Annotated in this window: 16 protein-coding genes and 1 tRNA gene; 12 read left to right on the top strand and 5 right to left on the bottom strand. The window is 67.6% G+C overall.

The window, feature by feature from the left end:
* Positions 1-153: 153 nt before the first annotated feature.
* Together rsmI and CXZ05_RS00635 are read left to right on the top strand one after the other, a co-directional pair.
* Positions 154-975, top strand: a complete 822-nt coding sequence (gene rsmI / locus CXZ05_RS00630; RefSeq protein WP_102970934.1) for a 16S rRNA (cytidine(1402)-2'-O)-methyltransferase — start codon at positions 154-156, stop codon at positions 973-975.
* A 158-nt stretch (positions 976-1,133) separates the two neighbouring features.
* Positions 1,134-2,684, top strand: a complete 1,551-nt coding sequence (locus tag CXZ05_RS00635) for an NAD-dependent succinate-semialdehyde dehydrogenase (RefSeq protein ID WP_374754608.1) — start codon at positions 1,134-1,136, stop codon at positions 2,682-2,684.
* Between the two features lie 104 nt (positions 2,685-2,788).
* Here CXZ05_RS00635 and CXZ05_RS00640 read toward each other — a convergent pair whose 3' ends face one another.
* The 4 genes from CXZ05_RS00640 to CXZ05_RS00655 form a co-directional block, all read right to left on the bottom strand.
* Positions 2,789-4,198 carry an MFS transporter gene (locus tag CXZ05_RS00640; RefSeq protein WP_102970696.1) on the bottom strand — a complete coding sequence of 470 codons (1,410 nt, stop codon included), beginning with the start codon at positions 4,196-4,198 and terminating at the stop codon, positions 2,789-2,791.
* Positions 4,199-4,485: 287 nt separating this feature from the next.
* Positions 4,486-7,044, bottom strand: a complete 2,559-nt coding sequence (locus CXZ05_RS00645) for a DUF3488 and transglutaminase-like domain-containing protein (RefSeq protein ID WP_102970697.1) — start codon at positions 7,042-7,044, stop codon at positions 4,486-4,488.
* A complete protein-coding gene (locus tag CXZ05_RS00650) occupies positions 7,041-8,465 on the bottom strand; it encodes a DUF58 domain-containing protein (RefSeq protein ID WP_102970698.1) in 1,425 nt (474 codons plus the stop codon). Before CXZ05_RS00650 ends, CXZ05_RS00645 begins: the two co-directional genes overlap by 4 nt.
* Before the next feature lie 14 nt (positions 8,466-8,479).
* The gene (locus tag CXZ05_RS00655) at positions 8,480-9,589 is read right to left on the bottom strand and encodes a MoxR family ATPase (protein WP_102970699.1); all 1,110 of its coding nucleotides are present in this window, start codon (positions 9,587-9,589) and stop codon (positions 8,480-8,482) included.
* Positions 9,590-9,869: 280 nt separating this feature from the next.
* On the opposite strand from CXZ05_RS00655, the gene CXZ05_RS00660 reads away from it, so the two are divergent.
* The 5 genes from CXZ05_RS00660 to CXZ05_RS00680 all read left to right on the top strand — a co-directional run bounded on the left by CXZ05_RS00660 (position 9,870) and on the right by CXZ05_RS00680 (position 16,121).
* Positions 9,870-10,757 (top strand): TatD family hydrolase, encoded by an 888-nt coding sequence (locus CXZ05_RS00660; protein WP_102970700.1) that lies wholly within the window; start codon positions 9,870-9,872, stop codon positions 10,755-10,757.
* Between the two features lie 270 nt (positions 10,758-11,027).
* A complete protein-coding gene (locus CXZ05_RS00665; RefSeq protein WP_258006389.1) occupies positions 11,028-12,215 on the top strand; it encodes a resuscitation-promoting factor in 1,188 nt (395 codons plus the stop codon).
* Between the two features lie 188 nt (positions 12,216-12,403).
* A complete protein-coding gene (gene rsmA / locus CXZ05_RS00670; protein ID WP_102970702.1) occupies positions 12,404-13,291 on the top strand; it encodes a 16S rRNA (adenine(1518)-N(6)/adenine(1519)-N(6))-dimethyltransferase RsmA in 888 nt (295 codons plus the stop codon).
* Positions 13,291-14,259 (top strand): 4-(cytidine 5'-diphospho)-2-C-methyl-D-erythritol kinase, encoded by a 969-nt coding sequence (locus tag CXZ05_RS00675; protein ID WP_102970703.1) that lies wholly within the window; start codon positions 13,291-13,293, stop codon positions 14,257-14,259. Before rsmA ends, CXZ05_RS00675 begins: the two co-directional genes overlap by 1 nt.
* Positions 14,260-14,294: 35 nt before the next feature.
* On the top strand, positions 14,295-16,121 hold the full coding sequence (locus tag CXZ05_RS00680) for an ABC-F family ATP-binding cassette domain-containing protein (protein ID WP_102970704.1): 1,827 nt from the start codon (positions 14,295-14,297) through the stop codon (positions 16,119-16,121).
* A 117-nt stretch (positions 16,122-16,238) separates the two neighbouring features.
* Here the strand turns inward: CXZ05_RS00680 and CXZ05_RS00685 are convergent, their stop codons facing one another.
* Positions 16,239-16,838 carry a TetR/AcrR family transcriptional regulator gene (locus tag CXZ05_RS00685; RefSeq protein WP_102970705.1) on the bottom strand — a complete coding sequence of 200 codons (600 nt, stop codon included), beginning with the start codon at positions 16,836-16,838 and terminating at the stop codon, positions 16,239-16,241.
* A 245-nt stretch (positions 16,839-17,083) separates the two neighbouring features.
* Between CXZ05_RS00685 and CXZ05_RS00690 the strand changes: the two genes are divergently transcribed.
* The 5 genes from CXZ05_RS00690 (at position 17,084) to pth (ending at position 21,315) form a co-directional block, all read left to right on the top strand.
* Positions 17,084-17,155 (top strand) — tRNA-Gln (locus tag CXZ05_RS00690).
* 123 nt (positions 17,156-17,278) lie between these two features.
* The gene (glmU, locus tag CXZ05_RS00695; protein WP_102970706.1) at positions 17,279-18,769 is read left to right on the top strand and encodes a bifunctional UDP-N-acetylglucosamine diphosphorylase/glucosamine-1-phosphate N-acetyltransferase GlmU; all 1,491 of its coding nucleotides are present in this window, start codon (positions 17,279-17,281) and stop codon (positions 18,767-18,769) included.
* Between the two features lie 5 nt (positions 18,770-18,774).
* Positions 18,775-19,755: a ribose-phosphate diphosphokinase gene (locus CXZ05_RS00700; protein WP_102970707.1), complete on the top strand. Its 981-nt coding sequence runs from the start codon at positions 18,775-18,777 to the stop codon at positions 19,753-19,755.
* A gap of 247 nt (positions 19,756-20,002) precedes the next feature.
* Positions 20,003-20,611 (top strand): 50S ribosomal protein L25/general stress protein Ctc, encoded by a 609-nt coding sequence (locus CXZ05_RS00705; RefSeq protein ID WP_102970708.1) that lies wholly within the window; start codon positions 20,003-20,005, stop codon positions 20,609-20,611.
* Between the two features lie 119 nt (positions 20,612-20,730).
* Positions 20,731-21,315 carry an aminoacyl-tRNA hydrolase gene (pth, locus tag CXZ05_RS00710; RefSeq protein ID WP_102970709.1) on the top strand — a complete coding sequence of 195 codons (585 nt, stop codon included), beginning with the start codon at positions 20,731-20,733 and terminating at the stop codon, positions 21,313-21,315.
* Positions 21,316-21,416: the final 101 nt, after the last annotated feature.

Consider the following 21,416-nt stretch of genomic DNA (forward strand, 5'->3'; position numbering starts at 1 on the left):
GCCGGACGGCAGTAGGCTGGATCCGTGGACCATGAAGCGAGCACCGCCCCTGACAGCAGTTCCGACCCCGGCAGCAATTCAGAGGCGGCCGGCAGTTCAGAACCGAGTGCCGGCAGTGGGGATCAGGACCTCCGCCGCGCCGGTCCGGGACGGATTGTCCTTGCGGCAACACCCATCGGCAATGTGGGCGACGCTTCCGCCCGGCTCGTGGAGCTGCTGGCGACGGCGGACATCGTGGCTGCCGAGGACACCCGGCGCCTGCACCGCCTGGTGCAAAGCCTGAACGTCGCCGTGAGCGGGCGGATCATCAGCTACCACGAGCACAACGAGGCCACCAAGACCGCGGAACTCCTGGAGCAGGTCCGCTCCGGAAAAACCCTTGTCATGGTCACCGACGCGGGCATGCCCGCAGTCTCCGACCCCGGCTTCCGGCTGGTCGAAGGCGCGGTGGCCGCCGGCCTCACCGTCACGGCCGTCCCCGGGCCGTCCGCCGTCCTCACCGCTCTGGCCCTGTCAGGCCTGCCCACCGACAGGTTCTGTTTCGAAGGGTTCCTGCCCCGGAAGGCCGGCGAACGCGCCGCCCGCCTGGCGGATCTCGACGCCGAACGCCGCACCATGGTCTTCTTCGAGGCGCCGCACCGGCTTCAGGCCATGCTGCGGGCGCTGCACGAGCGCTTCGGCCCGGACCGGCGCGCGGCGGTCTGCAGGGAACTCACCAAGACGTACGAGGAGGTCCTCCGCGGCTCGCTCCGGGAGATGCTGCAGTGGGCTGAGACCAACGAGGTGCGCGGCGAGATCGCTGTGGTGGTGGCAGGTGCGCCGGAGCGTGCGCCCGGCTCGCCGGAGGACGGCGTCGCCGCCGTCAATGAACTCGTGGCCAAGGGTGTCCGGCTCAAGGAAGCCGTCGCTGCCGTCGCCGAAGAAACCCGCGTGAGCAAGCGGGAACTGTACTCCGCCGTCCTCGCGGCGCGGTAGCATCCCCGCTCCGGCGAGCCCGCCGGACCGCTGTGCAGCTGCACAACGAGTGGCGGGACGGGCAGTGCGCCGATGCGTAGACACTGCCAAGACACGGGCAGTAGCGTGGCTTTTAATCCAGCCAAGCAAGCAGCGGGCGGCAGGCGGCGGCACGCCGTATGCAGGAGCTGCACATAACCGGCAATCCGATTGCTGACGAGGGAGTCACCGTGTCTGTTACTACACAGTCCACTGCTACCGCAGAACGCGAAAGCGAATTGCTCGCGTCTGTTCCCACAGGCCTGCTCATCAACGGCGAGTGGCGTCCCGCGGCGTCGGGCAAGACGTTCGACGTCGAGGATCCCGCCACCGGGAAGACACTGCTGAGCATCGCCGACGCCGGCGCTGAGGACGGCGCCGCTGCCCTGGACGCGGCCGCCGCTGCCCAGGAGTCCTGGGCCAAGGTGCCGGCGCGGGAGCGCGGGGAGATCCTGCGTCGCGCCTTTGAGCTGGTCACCGAGCGGGCCGAGGACTTCGCGCTGCTGATGACCCTGGAGATGGGCAAGCCGCTGGCCGAGGCGCGCGGCGAGGTCACCTACGGAGCCGAGTTCCTGCGCTGGTTCTCCGAGGAAGCCGTCCGTGCCTTCGGCCGCTACTCTGTCTCCCCGGACGGCAAATCCCGTCTGTTGGTGACTAAGAAGCCGGTGGGTCCGTGCCTGCTGATCACGCCGTGGAACTTCCCGCTGGCCATGGCCACCCGCAAGATCGCCCCCGCAGTCGCGGCCGGCTGCACGATGGTGCTGAAGTCCGCCAACCTGACCCCGCTGACTTCACAACTCTTCGCTGCCGTTATGCAGGAAGCCGGACTGCCCGCCGGCGTCCTGAACGTCATCCCCACGTCCACGGCCGGCGCCACCACCGGCCCGCTGATCAAGGACTCCCGCCTCCGGAAGCTCTCCTTCACCGGATCCACCGAGGTGGGCCGCCGCCTGCTGTCCGACGCCTCCGAAACAGTCCTGCGGACTTCGATGGAACTGGGCGGCAACGCCCCGTTCGTGGTGTTCGAGGACGCCGACGTCGATGCCGCCGTCGCCGGCGCCATGCTGGCCAAGCTGCGGAACATGGGCGAGGCCTGCACCGCCGCGAACCGCTTTATCGTGCACGAGTCCGTGGCCGACGAGTTCGCGGAGAAGTTCGCCGCGAAGATGAAGGACATGACCACCGCCCGCGGCACCGAGCCCGAATCCAAGGTTGGCCCGCTGATCGATGCGAAGAGCCGGGACAAGGTCCACGAACTGGTCACCGACGCCGTCTCCGCCGGCGCCACCGCCGTCGTGGGCGGCGCCCCGGTCGAAGGGCCGGGCTACTTCTACCAGCCCACCATCCTCAAGGGCGTGACCGAGGGAACCCGGATCCTCTCCGAGGAGATCTTCGGCCCGGTCGCCCCGATCATCACGTTCTCCTCCGAGGACGAGGCCGTGCGCCTGGCCAACAACACCGAATACGGCCTTGTGGCCTACGTCTTCACGAAGGACCTCAACCGCGGCATCCGAATGGGGGAGCGGCTCGAGACCGGCATGCTCGGCCTGAACGCCGGCGTCATCTCGAACGCCGCAGCACCCTTCGGCGGCGTCAAGCAGTCCGGCCTGGGCCGTGAAGGCGGCCTCGAAGGCATCGAGGAATACCTCTACACCCAGTACATCGGCATCGCCGACCCCTACGCCGGCTAACAAGGCCAGCGCCGGACACGCCGGGCACAGCGACACAACGCACTGGCCCGCAGGAATCCCTGCGGGCCAGTGCGTTTTTTTGCGACGGGTAGTTGCCGCAGAGCTCAGCGGGCTGCGGCCCGGACGCTTGCGTACTCCTGGCGGGAGACCGGGGTGGCGTCCGGTGATCCCAGCTCGCTGAGCGGAATCCGGTGCGTCTCCTTCGCGGACCAGGCCGCAATCGCCCCGACAACCGTGATGCCGAAGCAGATGGACCCGACGGTGAGCGGAACATTGGCCGAACCCGGGGGAGCGACCACCGCGAAGAGGCTCGGCAGGAAGGACGTGATGAGGAGCCCGATGTTCTGCGAGATGGCGAATCCGGTGACCCTGGTCCGGGAGGGGAAGAGCTCCTGGAAGAAGCTGGCGAAGGTGGCGTTCCAAACCTGGTACAGCGTGCCCCACATCAGGATCGCCAGGACAATGGTCAGCGGCACGTTGTTCTGGCTGACCGCGTACAGGTACCCGTAGGCCAGCGCGCCGGATCCCAGCGAGCCAACGATCATCAGAGGCCGCCGTCCGAAGCGGTCCGAAAGGTCCCCGAACCAGGGGATAAGGGCCAGCGCGACGACGTTGGCCAGCACCGGGATCCAGAGGTAGACCGTGGTGCTCATGCCGATGCCGTACCCCGGCTGGGTGGCGTAGGCTGCGCCGAAGACCGCCACGGTGACGCCCACAACGTTGACCAGCGTCATGCAGACCGCCCGCACGACGTTCAGCCCGCTTTCCCGCAGCACCTGGACCACCGGCATCTTGGGTACGTCGCGGTGCGCCTTCTCCTCCACAAAGACGGGCGTTTCCTCGACCCGGCGTCGGATGATATAGCCGGCGAACACCACCAGGGCGCTGAGGAGGAACGGGATGCGCCAGCCCCAGGCGTGGAAGTCTTCAGCGGACAGCACAGCCGAGAGCGGAAGGAAGACGGCGGCGGCGATGATCTGTCCGGCCTGGGTGCCCTGGAGGGCGAAGCTCGCATAGAAGCCGCGGCGGCCGAACGGTGCGTGTTCCACAATCATGGCGCTGGCCCCGCTCAGCTCCCCGGCCACGGCGAATCCCTGGATGAGGCGAAGGACCAGCAGCAGGGCCGCGGCCAGGATGCCAACCTGGTCGTAGGTGGGCAGCAGGGCGACCGCGAAGGTAGAGGCGCCCATCAGCAGCATGGCCAGGACCAGGACGTTCTTGCGGCCGTGCTTGTCGCCCCACTGGCCGAGGACGAATGCTCCGATCGGGCGGGCGATGTATCCCACTGCGTACGTGCCGAGCGATGCGATCAGCGCGACGGTCGGGTTTCCGGCGGGGAAGAAGACGGTAGGGAAGACCAGGGCAGCGGCCTGGGCGTAGATGAACCAGTCGTAGTATTCAAGGGCGCTGCCCACCCAGCCGCTGGCGGCAGCCTTCCTGGTGCTGCTTGAGCGGCGCGAGCTGGACTGCTGCGGTTCAGTCGAAGTCCGCGGCTTGTGTGTGTCGCTCTTCATGTCGTCCTCCTTTGGACAATCGATTGCTCCGCCGAATCAACCCGTCGTGGGGTGCCGGATCAGGCAGAAAGGTTGCCCTCGCCAGGGCCGCTACGGTCCGCAGGCATTTTGCTTGGGCCACGCCTTGGGAAACCGTCCGGAATGCGCTTTCCCGTTCCTCAACGATAGGGTGGTGCCGGTCACATGTCAAACGTCGGGACTGCCTGCCGCCGGGCGGCGCGTCCGCGGGGAACGGCCTGTACGCTACTGGCGTTCCGGCAGGCGTTGAGCCTTTCGGGGGGCGGCGGCTAGCCTGCCCGCAGGCGGCGGAGGCCGTTGCGGGTCCTGCGCCACAGGGCCGAGGCGGCGTGTCCCACCCGGGATGCCGCCCGGCCAAGGACGCCGAAAGCCCATCGGGCCACGGATCCCCAGCGGGAGAGGACCGACGGCGGCAGCCAGTCGGCGCGGAGCCGGCCGACTATGCCGGCATTGCGGCGCAGCCCCTGCCGCACCTGGCCGATGTGTTCGACGGCGGCGTCCTCCGGAAGGCCGTGGCGCGCGGCGTCCTGGCCCGCGGGCCGGCCGTACTGATGCCGTTCGTAGGCATCCGTCAGTGCCGTCACTGCATGGACAGTCTGGGCATTGAAAGTCCCGGCGTCGTGCCCGGGTCCGCTGCCGGTGTCTGGAGCGCCGCTGGTGTCTGATTCGGCCCGCAGGCGCATGGCCAGGGAGCCGCGCAGCCGGGCCGAGAATGTCCGCGGAGTCTCGCTGGGCTCAGGACGCACACCGTAGTCAGTGGCCAGGTCCTGGAGTTCCGACCAGACGAGCGGCGGCTCGGCCAGCCGGTTCCTGCCGGTGCCCGTTCCCCTGAGGCGCCGTGCCCGGATGCCTCCGCGCACCAGGCGGGGTGAGGCGGCCAGGAGGACCAGCAGCAGAACCCCGGCGGCGGTGTAGAGAGCGGGCGCCAACTGCTTCCCGGCGTCGGCGGTTCCGCTGCCCGGAAGGGGGAGGGGGTCAGGCGCCGGCGCCGACGACGGTGCTGTGGCGCCATTGCTCGGCACCAGGCCGTCATTGTTTTGTTCGTTCGTGCTGGTTCCGCCGGACGCCGAGGAATCCTGCGCATAGGCCGGCACCACGCCCCGTGAGGGAGTGGGCTCAAACGGAACCCAGCCGAGGCCCTGGAAGTACAGCTCGGGCCAGGCATGGGCGTCGCGTGCGTCGACTTCGTACTCCGGGAGTGCTCCCTGGCCGGCGACGGACACCGTGGCGCCGGTCTGCCTGCCCGGCGCGTAGCCGACTGCGATCCTGCTCGGGATGCCTTCGAGCCGGGCCATCACCGCCATGGCGGAGGCGAAGTGGATGCAGTAGCCGCTCTTCTGGGTCAGGAAATCCGCCAGGACTGACAACCCGTTGCCGTCATACCCGTTCTGGACGGGCGACTCCAAGGAATAGGTGAAGCCCGGGCCGCGCAGGAACCTCTGGATCGCCATCGCCTTGGCATAGGCGGTTCGGCTGTCCGCGGTAACGGACTCGGCGGTGGTCCGGACGATGTCCGGAACATTCGACGGCGGCCGGATGAACTCCTCCGGCACGCCCTGGACGGGGGCGGAGGACGCATCCAGCAGCTCCGTAGTCAGCTTCGGCACCGAGGACTGCACCAGATACTGCTGGTCCCGGGAGTTGGTATCGGTGCCTTTGATGCTCAGGGTCGCAGGATCCCAGCTCCACCGCCCCGTCAGCCCGTTCACGGATTCGGGGGCGTACGGGACGGGAAGGTACGGGCTGGTGAAATCGCCGGTGTTGACCACTGTCACCTGCCGGGTCTGTTCGGGTGCCAGGATCTCGTGTCCCGCGTCCATCCGTCCGGTGCCTGCCCGGCGGTTCGCGTTGCGGTCGTCCGGGGACCAGGACTCGCCGTCGAAACGGTCCACAGTGACGGAGCGCAAGTAGAGCGGCGTGGTGGAGTTGGTCGCGTAGGTGATCCTCCCCTCGCCCGTCGGGGTGCGCAGGCTGTTGCCGAGGCTGATCATGGGATTCAGCCCCGTGGCCGTACCCCAGGGGTTCAGCCGGGAGCCTTGGGGGAACGTGCCCTGGTCGAAGCCGGGAACCACAAGCTGCAGCAGCAGCGTGACCACCAGCGCCACGCTTCCGGTCAGCGCGGCGCGCCTGACCTGGCCGGGGTTGCGGGCCGTGTCCGCCTGTGTACGGGCATCGGGGGCAAACCACTGGCTGCACGCGAGGATCACCAGGTAGCCGGCCGCCGTCGTCACGAATCCCAGCCATCCGACGCTCTGCGGTTTGATCATGGCCGGAACTACCAGCACCGCCAGCAGGCCAAGTCCGCTCGTGGCCGGCATGCCCAAAGGGAGGGCCAGCGCATCCACGAGGATGACGACGAGTCCGAGCGCGGCGCATGTCACCAGGACGATGCCGGCATTGGGTGCTACCGGCGAGCTCTCGGCCAGCACCGTTTCGCTCGCCCGGCGAAGGTGCCTGCCCAGCGCATCGAAGGTTGCCTGCGACGGGAGGAATCCCGCAATGCTGTCGCGCCGGAAGAAGGTGAACGTCAGGATGAGGGCCAGGGATGCAAGGCCTCCGGCGGCCACCAGCAAGGGCTGGGCGCGGAACGTGCGGAGCAGGGCCATGGTCAGCGAGACCACCACCACCGTGGTCAGGACAGGCAGGAACCATGCCCATCCCCGCAGGACCCCGTTGAGAGACAGTGACGCGCCGCATACTGACAACGCCACTGCGCCGGACATGACCCACGGAAAAGCGCCGGCCCCGAACCTTCCGCTGCCGGGGGAGCCCGGAACAGGCTGCGGCTGTACTCCGGTTCCCGCCTGCGGTTGTGATGTCAGTGTCATCGCCCCACCTCCGCCCCGCGGCGGACGTCCGCCGCAGCCGTCCACAGGGCGGCGTCGCCCTCGTCGAAATAGGTCCAGGCGGCCGGCAGCGACGTGGACGCCTCGACGGCAACAGCGCGCCAGCCGCCCAAACGCAGGGCCTCGAGCAGATCGTGGCACTCCGCGGGTTTGTCCGTGATCAGCACCGCAAACGCGTTGGCGGCATAGCCCGCCGCGGGTGCGAGGGCCCGGGCCTCCGCAAGCGAAATCTTCCCGAGGAGCGCCAGGACTGGGCCGCGCATCCGGTGGGCCGCGAGCTTGTCCATGAGCCGGTCATCAAAGACGGTTTGGGCAGAATCGGCACTGCCCGCATGCTCACGCCGCCCGGTGTCGTGTTCCCTGCGCGCATGGTGCGGGCCGGTCAGTTGGATCGCGGCGAGGCTCTCGGCGATGGACTGGATGCCGGCCGCGCCGCTGTACAGGTCGTTGTCAGGCTCCGGGGCCGAGGACGAGCGCTGGAAGGCTGGTTCACCCGCCGCGTCCAAAAAACGCAGGGTGTAATTGAGCTCGGCGAGGTGGGCGCCCACGGACATGGCCGCCGTGACGGCCCACTCAAAGGTGTCGCTGGTGACGAGGTCGCTTCCGTCGTCGGCCTGGCTGCCGAACACCGAGCCGTAGCCCGAGGAGTGGGCCCCGAACCGGTGGTCCAGGATCACCGTGGCCTCGGGTGTGGTGACCGATTCCTCCTGCCGGACCATCAGGGCGCCGTGCCGCGCGGTGGCCGGCCAGTGCACCCGGCGCATCGGATCGCCGTGCCGGTACTCGCGCGTCATGACATCGTCGTCGCTGGGATTGGCCCTCGTCCGGGTGGCCGTGATGCCGTCGTTGCCGCGCGCGCCGGCAAGGCCGGTGGACGGGAGTTCGACGGCGGCCGGGGTCACGGTGAGGGTGTCGCCGTCGTCGATCGAATGCCTGTGCAGTGACAGCCCGAACGGATCCGTGAACTCGGCGGTGACGGGGCCGATGGTGAACTGTCCCCGCTTTCCGGACCGCAGATGGTACTCATAGCGGCTGGTGCCGCCCGAGGCGGACCTGGCGGGGAAACGGAAGGCCGGGGATTCACCGAACCGGGGCGGCAGCCGCTCCTCCATGATGACCCGGCCTGTGCCCAGCCCGGTCCGGGCGACGGCAAGCCGGACCGTGGTGACCGAGTCTGTCTCCACCGTGGAAGGGCTGAACTCCCGGTACACCCGGAACCGCGGTTTGACCACCCTGATGCCGGCCAGTGAAACGAGCGGCAGGACAAGCAGCAGGACGCCGAGGGCCAGAAGGTCGCGGCGGCCCATGACCTGGGCACACAGCAGCGAGACGGCGCCGGCCGCCAGGAGTCCCCAGCCCCGGGAGCTGAAGAGATGTCGGGGAAGGCTGTCCAGCAGTGCCACGGCGATGGTCCTGACTAGCGGCTAGGGCGGAGTTCGGGCGAGGTCCGCCCGGCGTTTGCCGTGTCAGTCATCTCCCGGCTGACCGGGATCCGGGCAAGGACGCTGCGGATCACACCCTGCGGGGTCTCGCCTGTGCTGGCGGCCTTGCGGTCGAGGATGATCCGGTGGGCCAGCACCGCCTCGGCAACGGCGACGACGTCATCCGGCAGGACGAAATCCCGGCCGTCCAGCGCCGCCGTCGCCTTCGCGGCCCGGATCAGCTGCAGCAGGGAGCGCGGGCTCGCGCCCAGGCGCAGCATGGCGCTGTCCCTCGTGGCCCGGCCGACGGCCACGGTGTACTCCTTGACGGCTTCGGAGACGAACACCTGTTGGACGGTGGCGATCATGGCAGCCACATCCGCTGCCGTGACGACCGCCTTGACCCGGGCAAGCGGCGACGTGGCCTGGTGGGTCTCGAGCATTTCGATCTCAGAATCCTTGTCCGGGTATCCCATCGAGATCCGGGCCATGAAGCGGTCCCGCTGGGCCTCGGGGAGCGGATAGGTCCCCTCCATCTCGATGGGGTTCTGGGTGGCCACCACCATGAACGGCTCGCCGAGCTTGTAGGAGTGTCCGTCTACCGTGACCTGGTGCTCCTCCATGCATTCGAGCAGGGCAGACTGCGTCTTGGCGGAGGCCCGGTTGATCTCGTCGCCAATGACGATGTTCGCGAACACGGCGCCTGGCCGGAACTCGAACTGGCGCGAGGACTGGTTGTAAATGGAGACGCCGGTGACATCCGAGGGGAGCAGGTCGGGCGTGAACTGGATCCGGCTGACGGAACAGTCGATGGTGCGTGCCAGGGTCTTGGCCAGCAGCGTCTTGCCCACCCCGGGGACATCCTCCAGGAGCAGGTGGCCCTGGGCGAGCAGGACCGTCAGCGCCAGCTTTGCAGCCTCGGCCTTGCCGTCGATGACCGTGTTGATGGCCGAGAGGATGCGTTCGCTCGCGGCGCGGAAAGCCGGAGCTTCCAGGGGAACAGACTTGTGGCCGTTGAAGGAATTGACGCCGCGCGCAGTACTTCCCGTGAAGCCCTGTCCGCCCGGAAGTGCTTCGTCGATTGTGATGCGTCGGTGCGGTTCCATCGGCAACCTTTCAGCCCAGAGTGAAGCGGAACGAAGCGGCGGAGGCCTGCCGTTGCCCGCGTTGGGCGCTCACATCCGTCCGTACCAGCGTACTAACACAACTGCCGTGGCTAACAGAGAGTTCCCCGTAAATCTCCCGGTAATACCAAGGGTAGTCTCCGGGTGGCGCCTCGCGGGAGAAGTCATGGCGGGGCCGGCGGGAGAAGCGCTGCCGGGGCGGCGGGGGAGGCGCAACCGGGTGGTGGAAATGCACAGCCGGGGCGGCGGATAGGCTGGAGGAATGCGGCATTCCCTGACTCCCCGGCCCTACCGGGCGCCCGGCAGCGACGGTTCCGGCAAGCGCGGGTTCCCACCGTCACCCGAACCGTTGCCCGTTCCCGTGATGGACAACCACACGCACCTGGACTTCCCGACTGACGATGTCCGGGTGGACATTGCCGCTGCCCTCGATGCAGCCGAAGCGGTGGGGGTCTGTGGCGCCGTGCAGGTGGGCTGTGACCTCGAATCCTCGAGGTTTACCGTCCGCGCCGTCGACCTGGATCCGCGCCTTTTGGGGGCGGTGGCCCTCCACCCGAATGACGCGCCGGGTTATGCGGTCCGCGGTGAGCTTGAGGACGCCCTGGCGGAGATCGAGGAGCTCGCGGCCCACCCACGGATACGGGCCATCGGCGAAACCGGCCTGGACTTCTTCCGCACGGAAGGGGAGGGGCTGGCGCATCAGCGTTACTCCTTCCGCCGGCACACCGACATCGCGAAGCGGCTGGACCGGACGCTGCAGATCCATGACCGCGACGCGCACCAGGATGTGGTCCAGGTCCTGCGTGAGGAAGGCACCCCGGAGCGGGTCGTTTTCCACTGCTTTTCCGGGGACGGGGAGCTTGCCCGGATCTGCAACGACGAAGGGTGGTTCATGTCCTTCGCAGGGACACTGACCTTCAAGAACGCCACCAATCTTCGGGAGGCGCTCGCTGTGGCGGACCCGGAGTTGGTGCTGGCCGAAACCGACTCGCCGTTCCTCACTCCGCACCCGCACCGCGGCCGCCCCAACGCCAGCTACATGCTGCCGTACACCGTGCGGGCGATGGCGGAATTGACAGAAACGGACCTGGCCGAGTTTTGTGGCCAAGTAAGCGCAAATACCGTGCGGGCCTACGGATCCTGGGACTAAGGCCTCGCGGGCTATAAGACGAAAAATGCATACCTGGTAGGCAAATATTTTGGATGGGTTATAACGCTTCGGTTACAGTGAAAAACTATTAGCCGGGGTCGGGGAAGGCCTCCGGATGATGTAACTCACTTTCGTGACAGGCAGGGCGCCTTCGGATGTCCTGCCATGTGAGTGTGGCGACGCACATGCCTGCGGCCTGCTCCGGCCTGCCCGGAGCCACCTCTTCGGTGACCGCTGCGGGTCCCCCTGTGCGTTTTTCCCCGTGCCCGGATGGCTCAAAAGTTACGGGCAATCGTGGTCAACTTCTTCACGTCAGACGGCAAGTTCAGTTTCATCAAGGTCGGAACGCAACTGGTGGTGCTCTGCGCCCTCGTGCTGGGGCTCGTTGCCTTTGTGGGCAACAACAAGACAGTCACCCTGAACGTCGACGGGAAAGTAAGCTCCGTCCAGACCTTCGGCGGCACCGTCGAACAGGTGGTCAAGAGCGCGAATGTCGAGCTGCACCCGGCCGACCGCGTCTCTCCCGCACTCGACGCCGGTGTCCAGAACGGCTCCGTCATCAACGTGAACATGGCGAAGGCCGTGAAGGTCAGCCTGGACGGCGCAGAGAAGACCGTGAACACCACGGCGCAGGACGTGGCCGGGCTCGTGACCCAGCTCGGCGTGGCCAGTTCTTCGGAGCTCTCCGTGCCGAAGGACGCGCAACTGGCCGTGGACGGTTCGTTCGTGGCCATCTCGACGCCGAAGACCGTCAGCATCATCGCCGACGGCATGGCGAAGAAGACCACCACCACGGCCGCCAACGTCGGCGAGGTCCTCAAGGACGCAGGGATCCGGCTCGCCGCCGCTGACCGGACGTCGCAGCCGGCACACGCCCCGGTGGTCAGCAACATGGTGATCAAGGTGTCCCGCGTTACCGGCAAGACCACTACCGTCACCGAAGCTGTCGCGTTCCAAACGCTCACCGCGGACAGCGACACCCTCCCCAAGGGTGAAGAGAAAGTCACCCAGGAAGGCGTTCCCGGCGAGACCACCCTCACCTACAAGCTCGTCCTCGTCGATGGCCGTGAGGCCTCCCGGACGCTCGTTTCCAAGACCACCACCCGCGAGCCGGTGACCGAGAAGATCACGGTCGGCACCAAGGAAGAGCCCAAGCCGGCACCAGCCGCCGAGGCCGACAGCGGGAACACCGGGGCCGCGGCCCCGGCCATGATGAACCCGGGCATGTGGGACAAGATCGCCCAGTGCGAATCCGGCGGCAACTGGTCCATTAACAGCGGCAACGGCTACTACGGCGGCCTGCAGTTCGACGTCCAGACCTGGATCGGCGCCGGCGGCGGCTCCTATGCTCCGAATGCAAGCCAGGCCACAAAGGCGCAGCAGATCGACATTGCCAACCGCATCTACGCGGAGCGCGGCCTTCAGCCGTGGGGCTGCGGCTGGGCTGCCAGCAGCTAGCCACCGGCGCCAACAACAGCCGGCGCAAAACAAACCCTTGCCGCTGCGGCAGCTGACCACAGCCGCGGAGGCTGCCAAGGCCGGGTCCGGAATCTCCGGGCCCGGCCTTCGCCGTCCCCTCATAACAATGACGTCCCCGCCCAACAGCGGGCCCCGCCCAATACTGAACTGCGGGATAGGATACCTAGGTGACTGACCCGACCCCCTCCGCCTCCGGCACTGCGCCCGCTCCTCTGTTTGGTGCCTCCGATATCCGCAGGCTGGCCGGGGAGATCGGCGTCCGCCCGACCAAAACACTTGGCCAGAACTTTGTCATCGACGGCAACACCATCCGCAGGATCGTGGCCGCTGCCGGCATCGGACCCGACGAGACGGTCCTCGAAATCGGACCCGGGCTGGGGTCGCTGACGCTGGGGCTCCTCGACGCCGCCAAGGCGGTGGTCGCCGTCGAAATTGACCCCGTCCTGGCTGCGAAGCTGCCGGAGACCATCCGGCAATGGCGGCCCGACTCAACCGGTGACTTCCACCTGGTCCTCGCCGACGCCATGAAGGTGACCGAGCTGCCGGCCGAGCCCGCAGCGCTCGTCGCCAACCTGCCGTACAACGTCGCGGTGCCCGTGGTGCTGCACCTGCTGCAGCACTTCCCGTCGCTCCGCCACGGACTCGTCATGGTCCAGGACGAGGTCGCCGACCGGCTCGCCGCCGAACCGGGATCCAAGATCTACGGCGTGCCCTCGGTCAAGGCAGCCTGGTATAGCAGCATGCGCAAGGCCGGCATCATCGGCATGAACGTGTTCTGGCCCGCACCCAAGATCCAGTCCGGGCTCGTGGCCTTCACCCGGCGCGAGCCCCCGGCCACCACCGCCAGCCGCCAGGAGGTCTTCGCCGTCATCGATGCTGCGTTCGCGCAGCGCCGCAAGACCCTCCGCGCAGCCCTGGCCGGGTGGGCCGGCAGCGCCGCCGAAGCGGAACGGTGCCTGGTTGCGGCCGGGGTCGACCCCACCGCGCGGGGCGAAGTGATCGACATCGCGGCGTTCGCGAGGATCGCCGAAGCCCGCGCGGCTGCGGACGCCTGATGGCGGTCCAGGGCGTGCGGGGGCGCTTTGCGGCAAGGACCGTCCGGGTCAAGGCTCCGGGCAAAGTGAACGTCTCGTTAAACGTCGGGCCGCTGCGGCCGGATGGCTACCACTCCGTGGCCAGCGTCTACCTGGCAGTGTCGCTGTACGAGGAAGTCGCGGCCACCAGCACGGCCTCCGACGGCATCACCGTCAGCATCAGCCCCGACAGCACGCTTGACCTCGACGGGGTGGACATCCCGCTCGACGAACGGAACCTCGCCTACAAGGCAGCCGCCATCATGGCCGATGTGTCAGAACACTCCAGCGGCGTGCATCTTGAAATCACGAAGCGGGTGCCCGTGGCGGGCGGCATGGGCGGCGGTTCCGCTGATGCTGCCGCGACGCTCCTGGCCTGCGACGCGCTGTGGAACAGCGGCCTGTCCCGGGATGAGCTCGCCCACCTCGCCGCCGAGCTCGGGGCGGATGTTCCCTTCGCCCTGCTGGGCGGCACGGCCGTAGGGCTGGGCGTGGGCGATGAGCTGTCTCCCGCGCTCGCAAAGGCCCAGATGGACTGGGTCCTTGTCACCGCAGAGTTCGGGCTGTCCACTCCGGAGGTATTCCGGACGCTGGACCGGCTCCGCGATGCCGAGGGCGTGGACGGCGACGAGCCCACGGCTGTGGACCCCAAGATCCTGCAGGCCCTGCGCAGCGGCGACGCCGATGCCCTGAGCCGGGTGCTGGTCAACGACCTCCAGCGCGCGTCCATCGAACTCGCCCCCGGGCTCCGGGACACACTGGGACTGGGCGAGTCCTGCGGAGCCATTGCCGGGATCGTTTCCGGCTCCGGGCCCACCGTGGCCCTGCTGGCGCACAATCCCGAAGCGGCGGAGAACCTCGCCGGGGAGCTGCAGCACAAGGGGCTCAACGCACTGGCCGTCCACGGCCCCGTGCCCGGCGCGCGCATCATCTCCGATACGCTCCTTTAATACCTTCCAACCATCACATCAGAAAGCAGTTCCCCGTGGCACACCTGCTCGGCGGCGAGAACCTCACAGTCTCGTACGCAACCCGCACCGTTCTTGACGGCATCACCCTTGGACTCGAAGAGGGTGACCGGATCGGGATGGTCGGCAGGAACGGTGACGGCAAGTCAACGCTGATGCGGCTGCTCGCACTGCGGTCCACCCCTGATTCCGGCCGGGTCACCAAGCGCGGGGACGTCAACATCGGATACCTGGACCAAAGCGACGTCCTCGACGCCGACCTGACGGTGGGCGCCGCGATCGTCGGCGACCAGGCGGACTACGAATGGGCCCGCAATCCGCAAATCCGCGAGATCATGGGCGGACTGGTGTCCGACGTTGACTGGCACGCCAATGTGCACGCACTCTCCGGCGGCCAGAAACGGCGCGTGGCCCTGGCAAAGCTGCTGATCGAAGACCACGACGTGATCATGCTCGACGAACCCACCAACCACCTCGACGTCGAAGGCGTCGCCTGGCTGTCCCGCCACCTGAAGACCCGCTGGCGGGCCAACCAGGGTGCGTTCCTGGTGGTTACCCACGACCGCTGGTTCCTCGACGAAGTCTGCAACAAAACCTGGGAAATCCACGACGGCATCATGGACCCCTTCGAAGGCGGCTACGCAGCCTACGTCCTGGCGCGTGCCGAACGTGACCGCGCCGCGTCGGTGATGGAAGGCAAGCGGCAGCAGCTGGTTAAGAAGGAACTCGCCTGGCTGCGCCGTGGCGCCCCTGCCCGCACTGCAAAGCCCAAGTTCCGGATCGAGGCAGCCAATGCCCTGATCGCGGACGTTCCGGCGCCGCGCGACTCGATGGCGCTGAGTAAGATGGCCACGGCGCGCCAAGGCAAGGATGTGCTCGACCTCGAGCACGTTTCCCTGGACTTTCTGGGTGGCGACGCCGGGCAGAAGCTTTTCGACAACATCACCCTTCGCCTCGCACCGGGGGAGCGGCTGGGGCTGGTCGGCGTCAACGGCGCCGGCAAGACCACGCTCCTGAAGCTCCTCAACGGTGAAATCCAGCCCACCTCCGGCAAGGTCAAGCGCGGCAAGACGGTGGTCACCGCCGTACTGACCCAGGAGGTCAAGGAGCTCGACGACGTCAAGGACCTGCGCGTCATCGAAGTGATCGAACGCGAGAAGCGGTCCTTTAACGTTGGCGGCAAGGAATTCAGCGCCGGTCAGCTCGTGGAACAGCTTGGCTTCACCAACGAGAAGCAGTGGACCCCGGTCAGGGACCTCTCTGGCGGTGAACGCCGCCGGCTCCAGCTGCTGCGCCTCCTGGTGGGCGAGCCCAACGTGCTCATGCTCGACGAACCCACCAACGACCTCGACACGGACACCCTGGCCGCCGTCGAAGACGTCCTGGACGGCTGGCCGGGGACGCTCGTTGTGGTCAGCCACGACCGGTACCTGCTGGAGCGCGTCACGGACCACCAGATGGCTCTGCTGGGCGACGGCAAGATCCGCGCCCTGCCCCGCGGCGTGGACCAGTACCTCGAACTGCGCGAAGGTGCCCTGGCCGGCTCCACCATCACCGGCGGCGGCAACCCCGTCACCGGTGCCAGCGGCAGTTCGGCACCGGCCGTCGCAGGCCCGTCCGAAGCCGAGAAGCGCGACGCCCGCAAGGCCAAAAACCGGATCGACCGCCAGCTGGGCAAGCTGACGCAGCAGGAAGAGAAGATCCACGCCCAGATGGTCAAGAGCACGGTGGACAACGACTTCGACGCCATGGCCGAGCAGAACAAGAAGCTGAAGACCCTGGCCGAAGAACGCGAAGCCCTGGAACTCGAGTGGCTCGAGGCCCTGGAAGTCCTCGGCGAGTAGCGGGTTCCGAGTTTTTGTCCAGATATCGGGCGCTCAAGGCCTCCGAAGTCCCATTATCTGGACAAAAACTCCATCAGGAGCGGAGCAGGGTGGAAACCCCGACGACGATCTGCCGGACTAGTCCTCGCTGCGGAGTTCCGGGTCCTTTTTGAGGCCGGTCAGGCCGTTCCAGGCGAGGTTGACGAGGTGCGCGGCGACGGCTCGTTTGTCGGGCTGGCGGGCGTCCTGCCACCACTGGCCCGTCATCGCCACCATGCCGACGAGCATCTGCGCGTACATGGCGCCGTCGGCTGCGCTGAACCCGCGGCGGGCGAATTCGTCAGACAGGATGTGTTCTACGCGCGCGGTCACGTGGGAGAGCAGCGTGGAGAAGGCGCCTTCGGGCTGGGACGGTGGAGCGTCCCGCATGAGGATGCGGAAGCCGTCGGTGCGTTCCTCGATGTAGGTGAGCAGGGCCAGGGCGGCTCGTTCCACGAGGACCCTCGGCTTGGCTTCCTGGGTGAGTGCGTCATTGATGGCTGCGAGCAGGATCCGGAACTCGTACTCGACGACCTGCGTGTACAGGCCTTCCTTCGAGCCGAAGTGCTCGTAGATCACGGGCTTGGAAACGCCGGCGGCGGCCGCAATCTCCTCGATGGTTGTGCCGTCCAGCCCCCGCACCGCGAAAAGGGCCCGCCCTACTTCGATGAGCTGGGACCGCCGCTGGGGTCCGGTCATCCGCGACCGGGGGATGCGACCCGCGGCTGCGTCGGGCCTTGCTGGCAGGTTCCCCGGACCGTCAGTTGTCCCTGTGCTGTTGCTCACCGTCCAATCATGCCCTACGCCAAGCGGCTGGCAGGGGTGGCGGCGGGTCCCGGCGCGTGCCCCGACCGGCGCCGGCGCACCCGAAGCGCCGAGGTCGCACGAGCGTCAACGTTCGTGGCAGAATTGGTTCTCGTGCCCAGGCTTAGCGCCGGGCACGGTCCGCTCTGGTGTAATGGCAGCACCCCGGCCTTTGGAGCCGTGGAGTATAGGTTCGAATCCTATGGGCGGAACAGCTGCATCAGAGCTGTCCAGTAGGATGAAATTCTGTTGCCGGTTCCGGGCACAGGCCCGGACGCCGCCGCGCAGGCAGCCGCGGATGCAGGACAGCGCAACCGAGCAAGGAGAGCCCGTACGTGAGCCCCGACAAGTCCGGCCCAGCCGCCGTAATCGTCCTAGCTGCAGGTGCCGGTACCCGGATGAAATCCCGTACCCCCAAGATCCTCCACGAAATCGGCGGCCGCTCCATGGTGGGCCACGCCCTCCTGGCCGCCCGCAGCATCAACCCGCGGCGACTGGCCCTGGTGGTCCGGCACGAGCGGGACCGCGTCGCCGCCCACCTCACCGAACTCGATCCTGACGCCCTGATCGTGGACCAGGATGCAGTGCCCGGCACCGGACGCGCCGTCGAAGTTGCCCTCGAAGCCCTGGACGCCAAGGAACCCGTCGCCGGGACCGTCGTGGTCACCTACGGCGATGTCCCGCTGCTCACGGGTGACATGCTGTCCGAGCTGGTGTCCACCCACGAGCGCCAGGGCAACGCGATCACGGTGCTCACCGCGATCTTGGACGACGCCACCGGCTACGGCCGCATTCTCCGCGCTGAAGACGGCACCGTTACCGGCATCCGCGAGCACAAGGACGCCACCGACGCCGAGCGTGCGATCCGTGAGATCAACTCCGGCATCTACGCCTTTGACGCCGCGGTCCTCCGCGACGCCCTTGGCCACGTCACCACCGACAACTCGCAGGGCGAAAAGTACCTGACCGACGTCCTCGGGCTGGCCCGCGACGCAGGCGGCCGCGTGGCCGCCGTCGTCACCGCCGACCGCTGGCAGGTGGAAGGCGTCAACGACCGCGTCCAGCTCGCCGCCCTCGGCGCGGAGCACAACCGCCGGACCGTGGAAGCCTGGATGCGTGCCGGCGTTACCGTGGTTGACCCCGCCACCACCTGGATCGACTCCACGGTCACCCTGGCGGAGGACGTCCGGATCCTGCCCAACACCCAGCTGCACGGCGCCACCACGGTGGCGCGGGACGCCGTCGTCGGCCCCGACTCCACACTGACGGATGTCAGCATCGGCGAGGGCGCCAAGGTGACCCGCACCCACGGATCCGGCGCGGAGATCGGCGCGGGAGCCAGCGTTGGCCCCTTCACCTACCTGCGCCCGGGAACGGTCCTGGGCGAGACGGGCAAGATCGGCGCGTTCTACGAAACCAAGAACGTCAGGATCGGCCGCGGCTCCAAGCTGTCCCACCTGGGCTACGCCGGGGACGCCGAAATCGGCGAGGACACCAACATCGGCTGCGGAAACATCACCGCGAACTACGACGGCGAGAAGAAGCACCGCACGGTGATCGGCTCAGGCGTGCGCACTGGCTCCAACACAGTATTCGTCGCTCCGGTCACGGTGGGGGACGGTGCCTACAGCGGCGCCGGAGCCGTGATCCGCAAGGACGTGCCCGCCGGTGCCCTGGCGCTGTCCATGGCAGCACAGCGCAACGCCGAGGGCTGGGTCGCGGCCAACCGCCCCGGCTCGCTCTCCGCGGAACTGGCAGAAGCCGCCGTGGCCCGCGAAGGCCGCAATGAGACCTCAAATTCCCCCGCATCTACAGAAGAGGGCTAGCAACCATGACCGAAATTACGGCTCACGGCGAGAAGAAACTGGTGCTCGCCGCAGGGCGTGCACACCCGGAGCTTGCCCGGGAGATCGCCAAGGAGCTGGGCACGGAACTGCTGCCTGTGGACGCCTACGACTTCGCCAACGGCGAGATCTACGTCCGCGCCGGGGAGAGCGTCCGCGGAACCGATGCCTTCGTCATCCAGGCGCACCCCGCGCCGCTGAACAACTGGCTCATGGAACAGCTGATCATGATTGATTCGCTGAAGCGTGCCTCCGCCAAGCGGATCACCGTTGTGTCGCCGTTCTACCCGTACTCACGCCAGGACAAGAAGGGCCGCGGCCGCGAGCCGATCTCCGCCCGCCTCGTGGCCGACATGTACAAGACGGCCGGCGCCGACCGCATCATGAGCGTGGACCTGCACACCTCGCAGATCCAGGGCTTCTTCGACGGCCCTGTGGACCACCTCATGGCCATCCCGCTGCTGGCGGACTACATCCGCACCCGCGTCAGCGCCGACAACATCACCGTGGTCTCGCCGGACACCGGCCGCGTGCGCGTGGCCGAACAGTGGGCCGAGCGCCTCGGCGGCGCGCCGCTGGCATTCGTCCACAAGAGCCGCGACCTGACCGTGCCCAACCAGGCCGTGTCCAAGACCGTGGTGGGCCAGATCGAGGGCCGCACCTGCGTGCTCATCGACGACATGATCGACACCGGCGGAACCATCTCCGGCGCTGTGCAGGTGCTCAAGAACGCCGGCGCCAAAGACGTCATCATTGCCGCCACCCACGCGGTGTTCTCCGACCCCGCCGGCCGACGGCTCTCCGAGTCCGGCGCCCGCGAAGTAGTGGTCACCAACACGCTGCCCATCCCCGCAGACAAGCGCTTCCCCGAGCTCACCGTGCTGTCCATCGCGCCGCTCATCGCCCGGGCCATCCGGGAAGTGTTCGACGACGGATCGGTCACCAGCCTTTTCGACGGCAACGCCTAACGGCACTGTCTGCGCCAGAGTCCGGCTCGTTTTCAGTAAACGGGCCGGGCACTGGTAAACTTTTTCCCGATACCTTGGCGAGGGAGAGCCCCGGAAATCCGTATGCACGGAAAACCGGACCGCTGGTCTCCGTTATCGACTGGGTCTGAACCACCCTTCTGGTGGGGCCGCCTTCGGGCCGCCCGGCGTTGAAGGTCACTCCAGACCTCCGCCCTTGCTGAACCAATAAATCCACCAGGAGATTCACATGTCTGAGCAGAAGCTCGCAGCAGAAGCCCGCACCGAATTCGGCAAGGGATTCGCCCGCCGCGCCCGCATGGCCGGTCAGATCCCGGCCGTGATCTACGGCCACGGTGCAGAGCCCATCCACATCACCCTCCCCGCCAAGGCCACCACCCTGGCCGTGCGCACCGCGAACGCCCTGCTGTCCCTCGACCTCAACGGCGAAGGCCACCTGGCCCTGGTCAAGGACATCCAGCGCGACCCGATCAAGCAGATCATCGAGCACATCGACCTCCTGACCGTCCGCCAGGGCGAGAAGGTCACCGTGGACGTCGCTGTGCACGTTTCCGGTGAAACCGCCCCGGGCACCGTGCACAACCTGGAACTCACCGTCATCTCCCTCGAGGCCGAGGCCACCCACCTGCCCGAGTCCGTTGAGGTGAACATCGAGGGCCGCACCGCCGGCGAGCACATCCACGCCTCCGACCTCGTGCTCCCCAAGGGTTCCGTCCTGCTGACCGACGCCGAGGCCCTGGTTGTCAACATCTCCGAGGCCGCCGCAACGGCCGAAGAGGGCGAAGCCGAGGAAGCCGCCGCAGCGGCGGCTCCGGCCGAAGCAGCTGCTGCCGAGTAATTCGGGTAGAACCCCTTCCCGCGCTAACTGAAGCGCGGACCGATGGCCGGGTCCTTTCGGACCCGGCCACTGCCGTCCCTGCCCCGCTTGTGTGCAAACCCCCGCCTTAGGATTGATTCATGACTGACACCTGGCTGATCGTAGGCCTCGGCAACCCCGGACCCGAATACAGCGGCAACCGGCACAACGTCGGCCAGATGGTGCTGGACGGGCTGGCCGGGCGCATTGGCGGGAAGTTCAAGGCGCACAAGGCCAGGGCCCTCGTCCTGGAAGGCCGGCTCGGTATCGGCGGTCCCCGGGTGGTGCTGGCGAAGCCAGGGACATACATGAACGTCTCCGGCGGCCCGGTGTCCGCGCTCGCCAGGTTTTACGACGTCGAGCCGTCCCGGGTGGTGGCCGTCCATGACGAGATCGACATCCCCTTCAATACCGTAAAGCTGAAGATCGGCGGCGGCGAGGGAGGGCACAACGGCCTCCGCGACATCTCCAAGGCCCTCGCCACCAAGGACTACCTCCGCGTCCGGGTGGGAGTCGGCCGGCCGCCGGGCCGGATGGACACGGCCGACTATGTGCTCCGGGATTTCGGCACTGCGGAAAAGAAGGAACTGCCCTTCCTGCTCGATGACGCCGCCGACGCCGTCGATCTCCTGGTCAGGGAGGGCCTGACGGCCGCGCAGCAGCAGTTCCACACCGCCAAGGTCTAGCGGCCTCCGCCCCGGGTTTCCTCCCCACCGCACAAACCTCAAGGTCGCATCAAGGTCTGCGAAATGTGAACGCAGTGCCCTGTATCCCTGCAAAGTAACGG

The sequence above is a fragment of the Arthrobacter sp. AFG20 genome, assembly GCF_002892795.1.
Classification (GTDB): domain Bacteria; phylum Actinomycetota; class Actinomycetes; order Actinomycetales; family Micrococcaceae; genus Arthrobacter.

Excerpts from the sequence above, each read along its gene's own strand:
- CXZ05_RS00645 (WP_102970697.1), bottom strand. The coding sequence starts at position 7,044 with ATGACACTGACATCACAACCGCAGGCGGGAACCGGAGTACAGCCGCAG.
- CXZ05_RS00655 (WP_102970699.1), bottom strand. The coding sequence starts at position 9,589 with ATGGAACCGCACCGACGCATCACAATCGACGAAGCACTTCCGGGCGGA.
- CXZ05_RS00685 (WP_102970705.1), bottom strand. The coding sequence starts at position 16,838 with ATGACCGGACCCCAGCGGCGGTCCCAGCTCATCGAAGTAGGGCGGGCC.
- CXZ05_RS00700 (WP_102970707.1), top strand. The coding sequence starts at position 18,775 with ATGACCGAAATTACGGCTCACGGCGAGAAGAAACTGGTGCTCGCCGCA.
- CXZ05_RS00635 (WP_374754608.1), top strand. The coding sequence starts at position 1,134 with ATGCAGGAGCTGCACATAACCGGCAATCCGATTGCTGACGAGGGAGTC.
- CXZ05_RS00675 (WP_102970703.1), top strand. The coding sequence starts at position 13,291 with ATGGCGGTCCAGGGCGTGCGGGGGCGCTTTGCGGCAAGGACCGTCCGG.
- pth (WP_102970709.1), top strand. The coding sequence starts at position 20,731 with ATGACTGACACCTGGCTGATCGTAGGCCTCGGCAACCCCGGACCCGAA.
- CXZ05_RS00665 (WP_258006389.1), top strand. The coding sequence starts at position 11,028 with ATGGCTCAAAAGTTACGGGCAATCGTGGTCAACTTCTTCACGTCAGAC.
- CXZ05_RS00640 (WP_102970696.1), bottom strand. The coding sequence starts at position 4,198 with ATGAAGAGCGACACACACAAGCCGCGGACTTCGACTGAACCGCAGCAG.
- CXZ05_RS00705 (WP_102970708.1), top strand. The coding sequence starts at position 20,003 with ATGTCTGAGCAGAAGCTCGCAGCAGAAGCCCGCACCGAATTCGGCAAG.
- CXZ05_RS00660 (WP_102970700.1), top strand. The coding sequence starts at position 9,870 with ATGCGGCATTCCCTGACTCCCCGGCCCTACCGGGCGCCCGGCAGCGAC.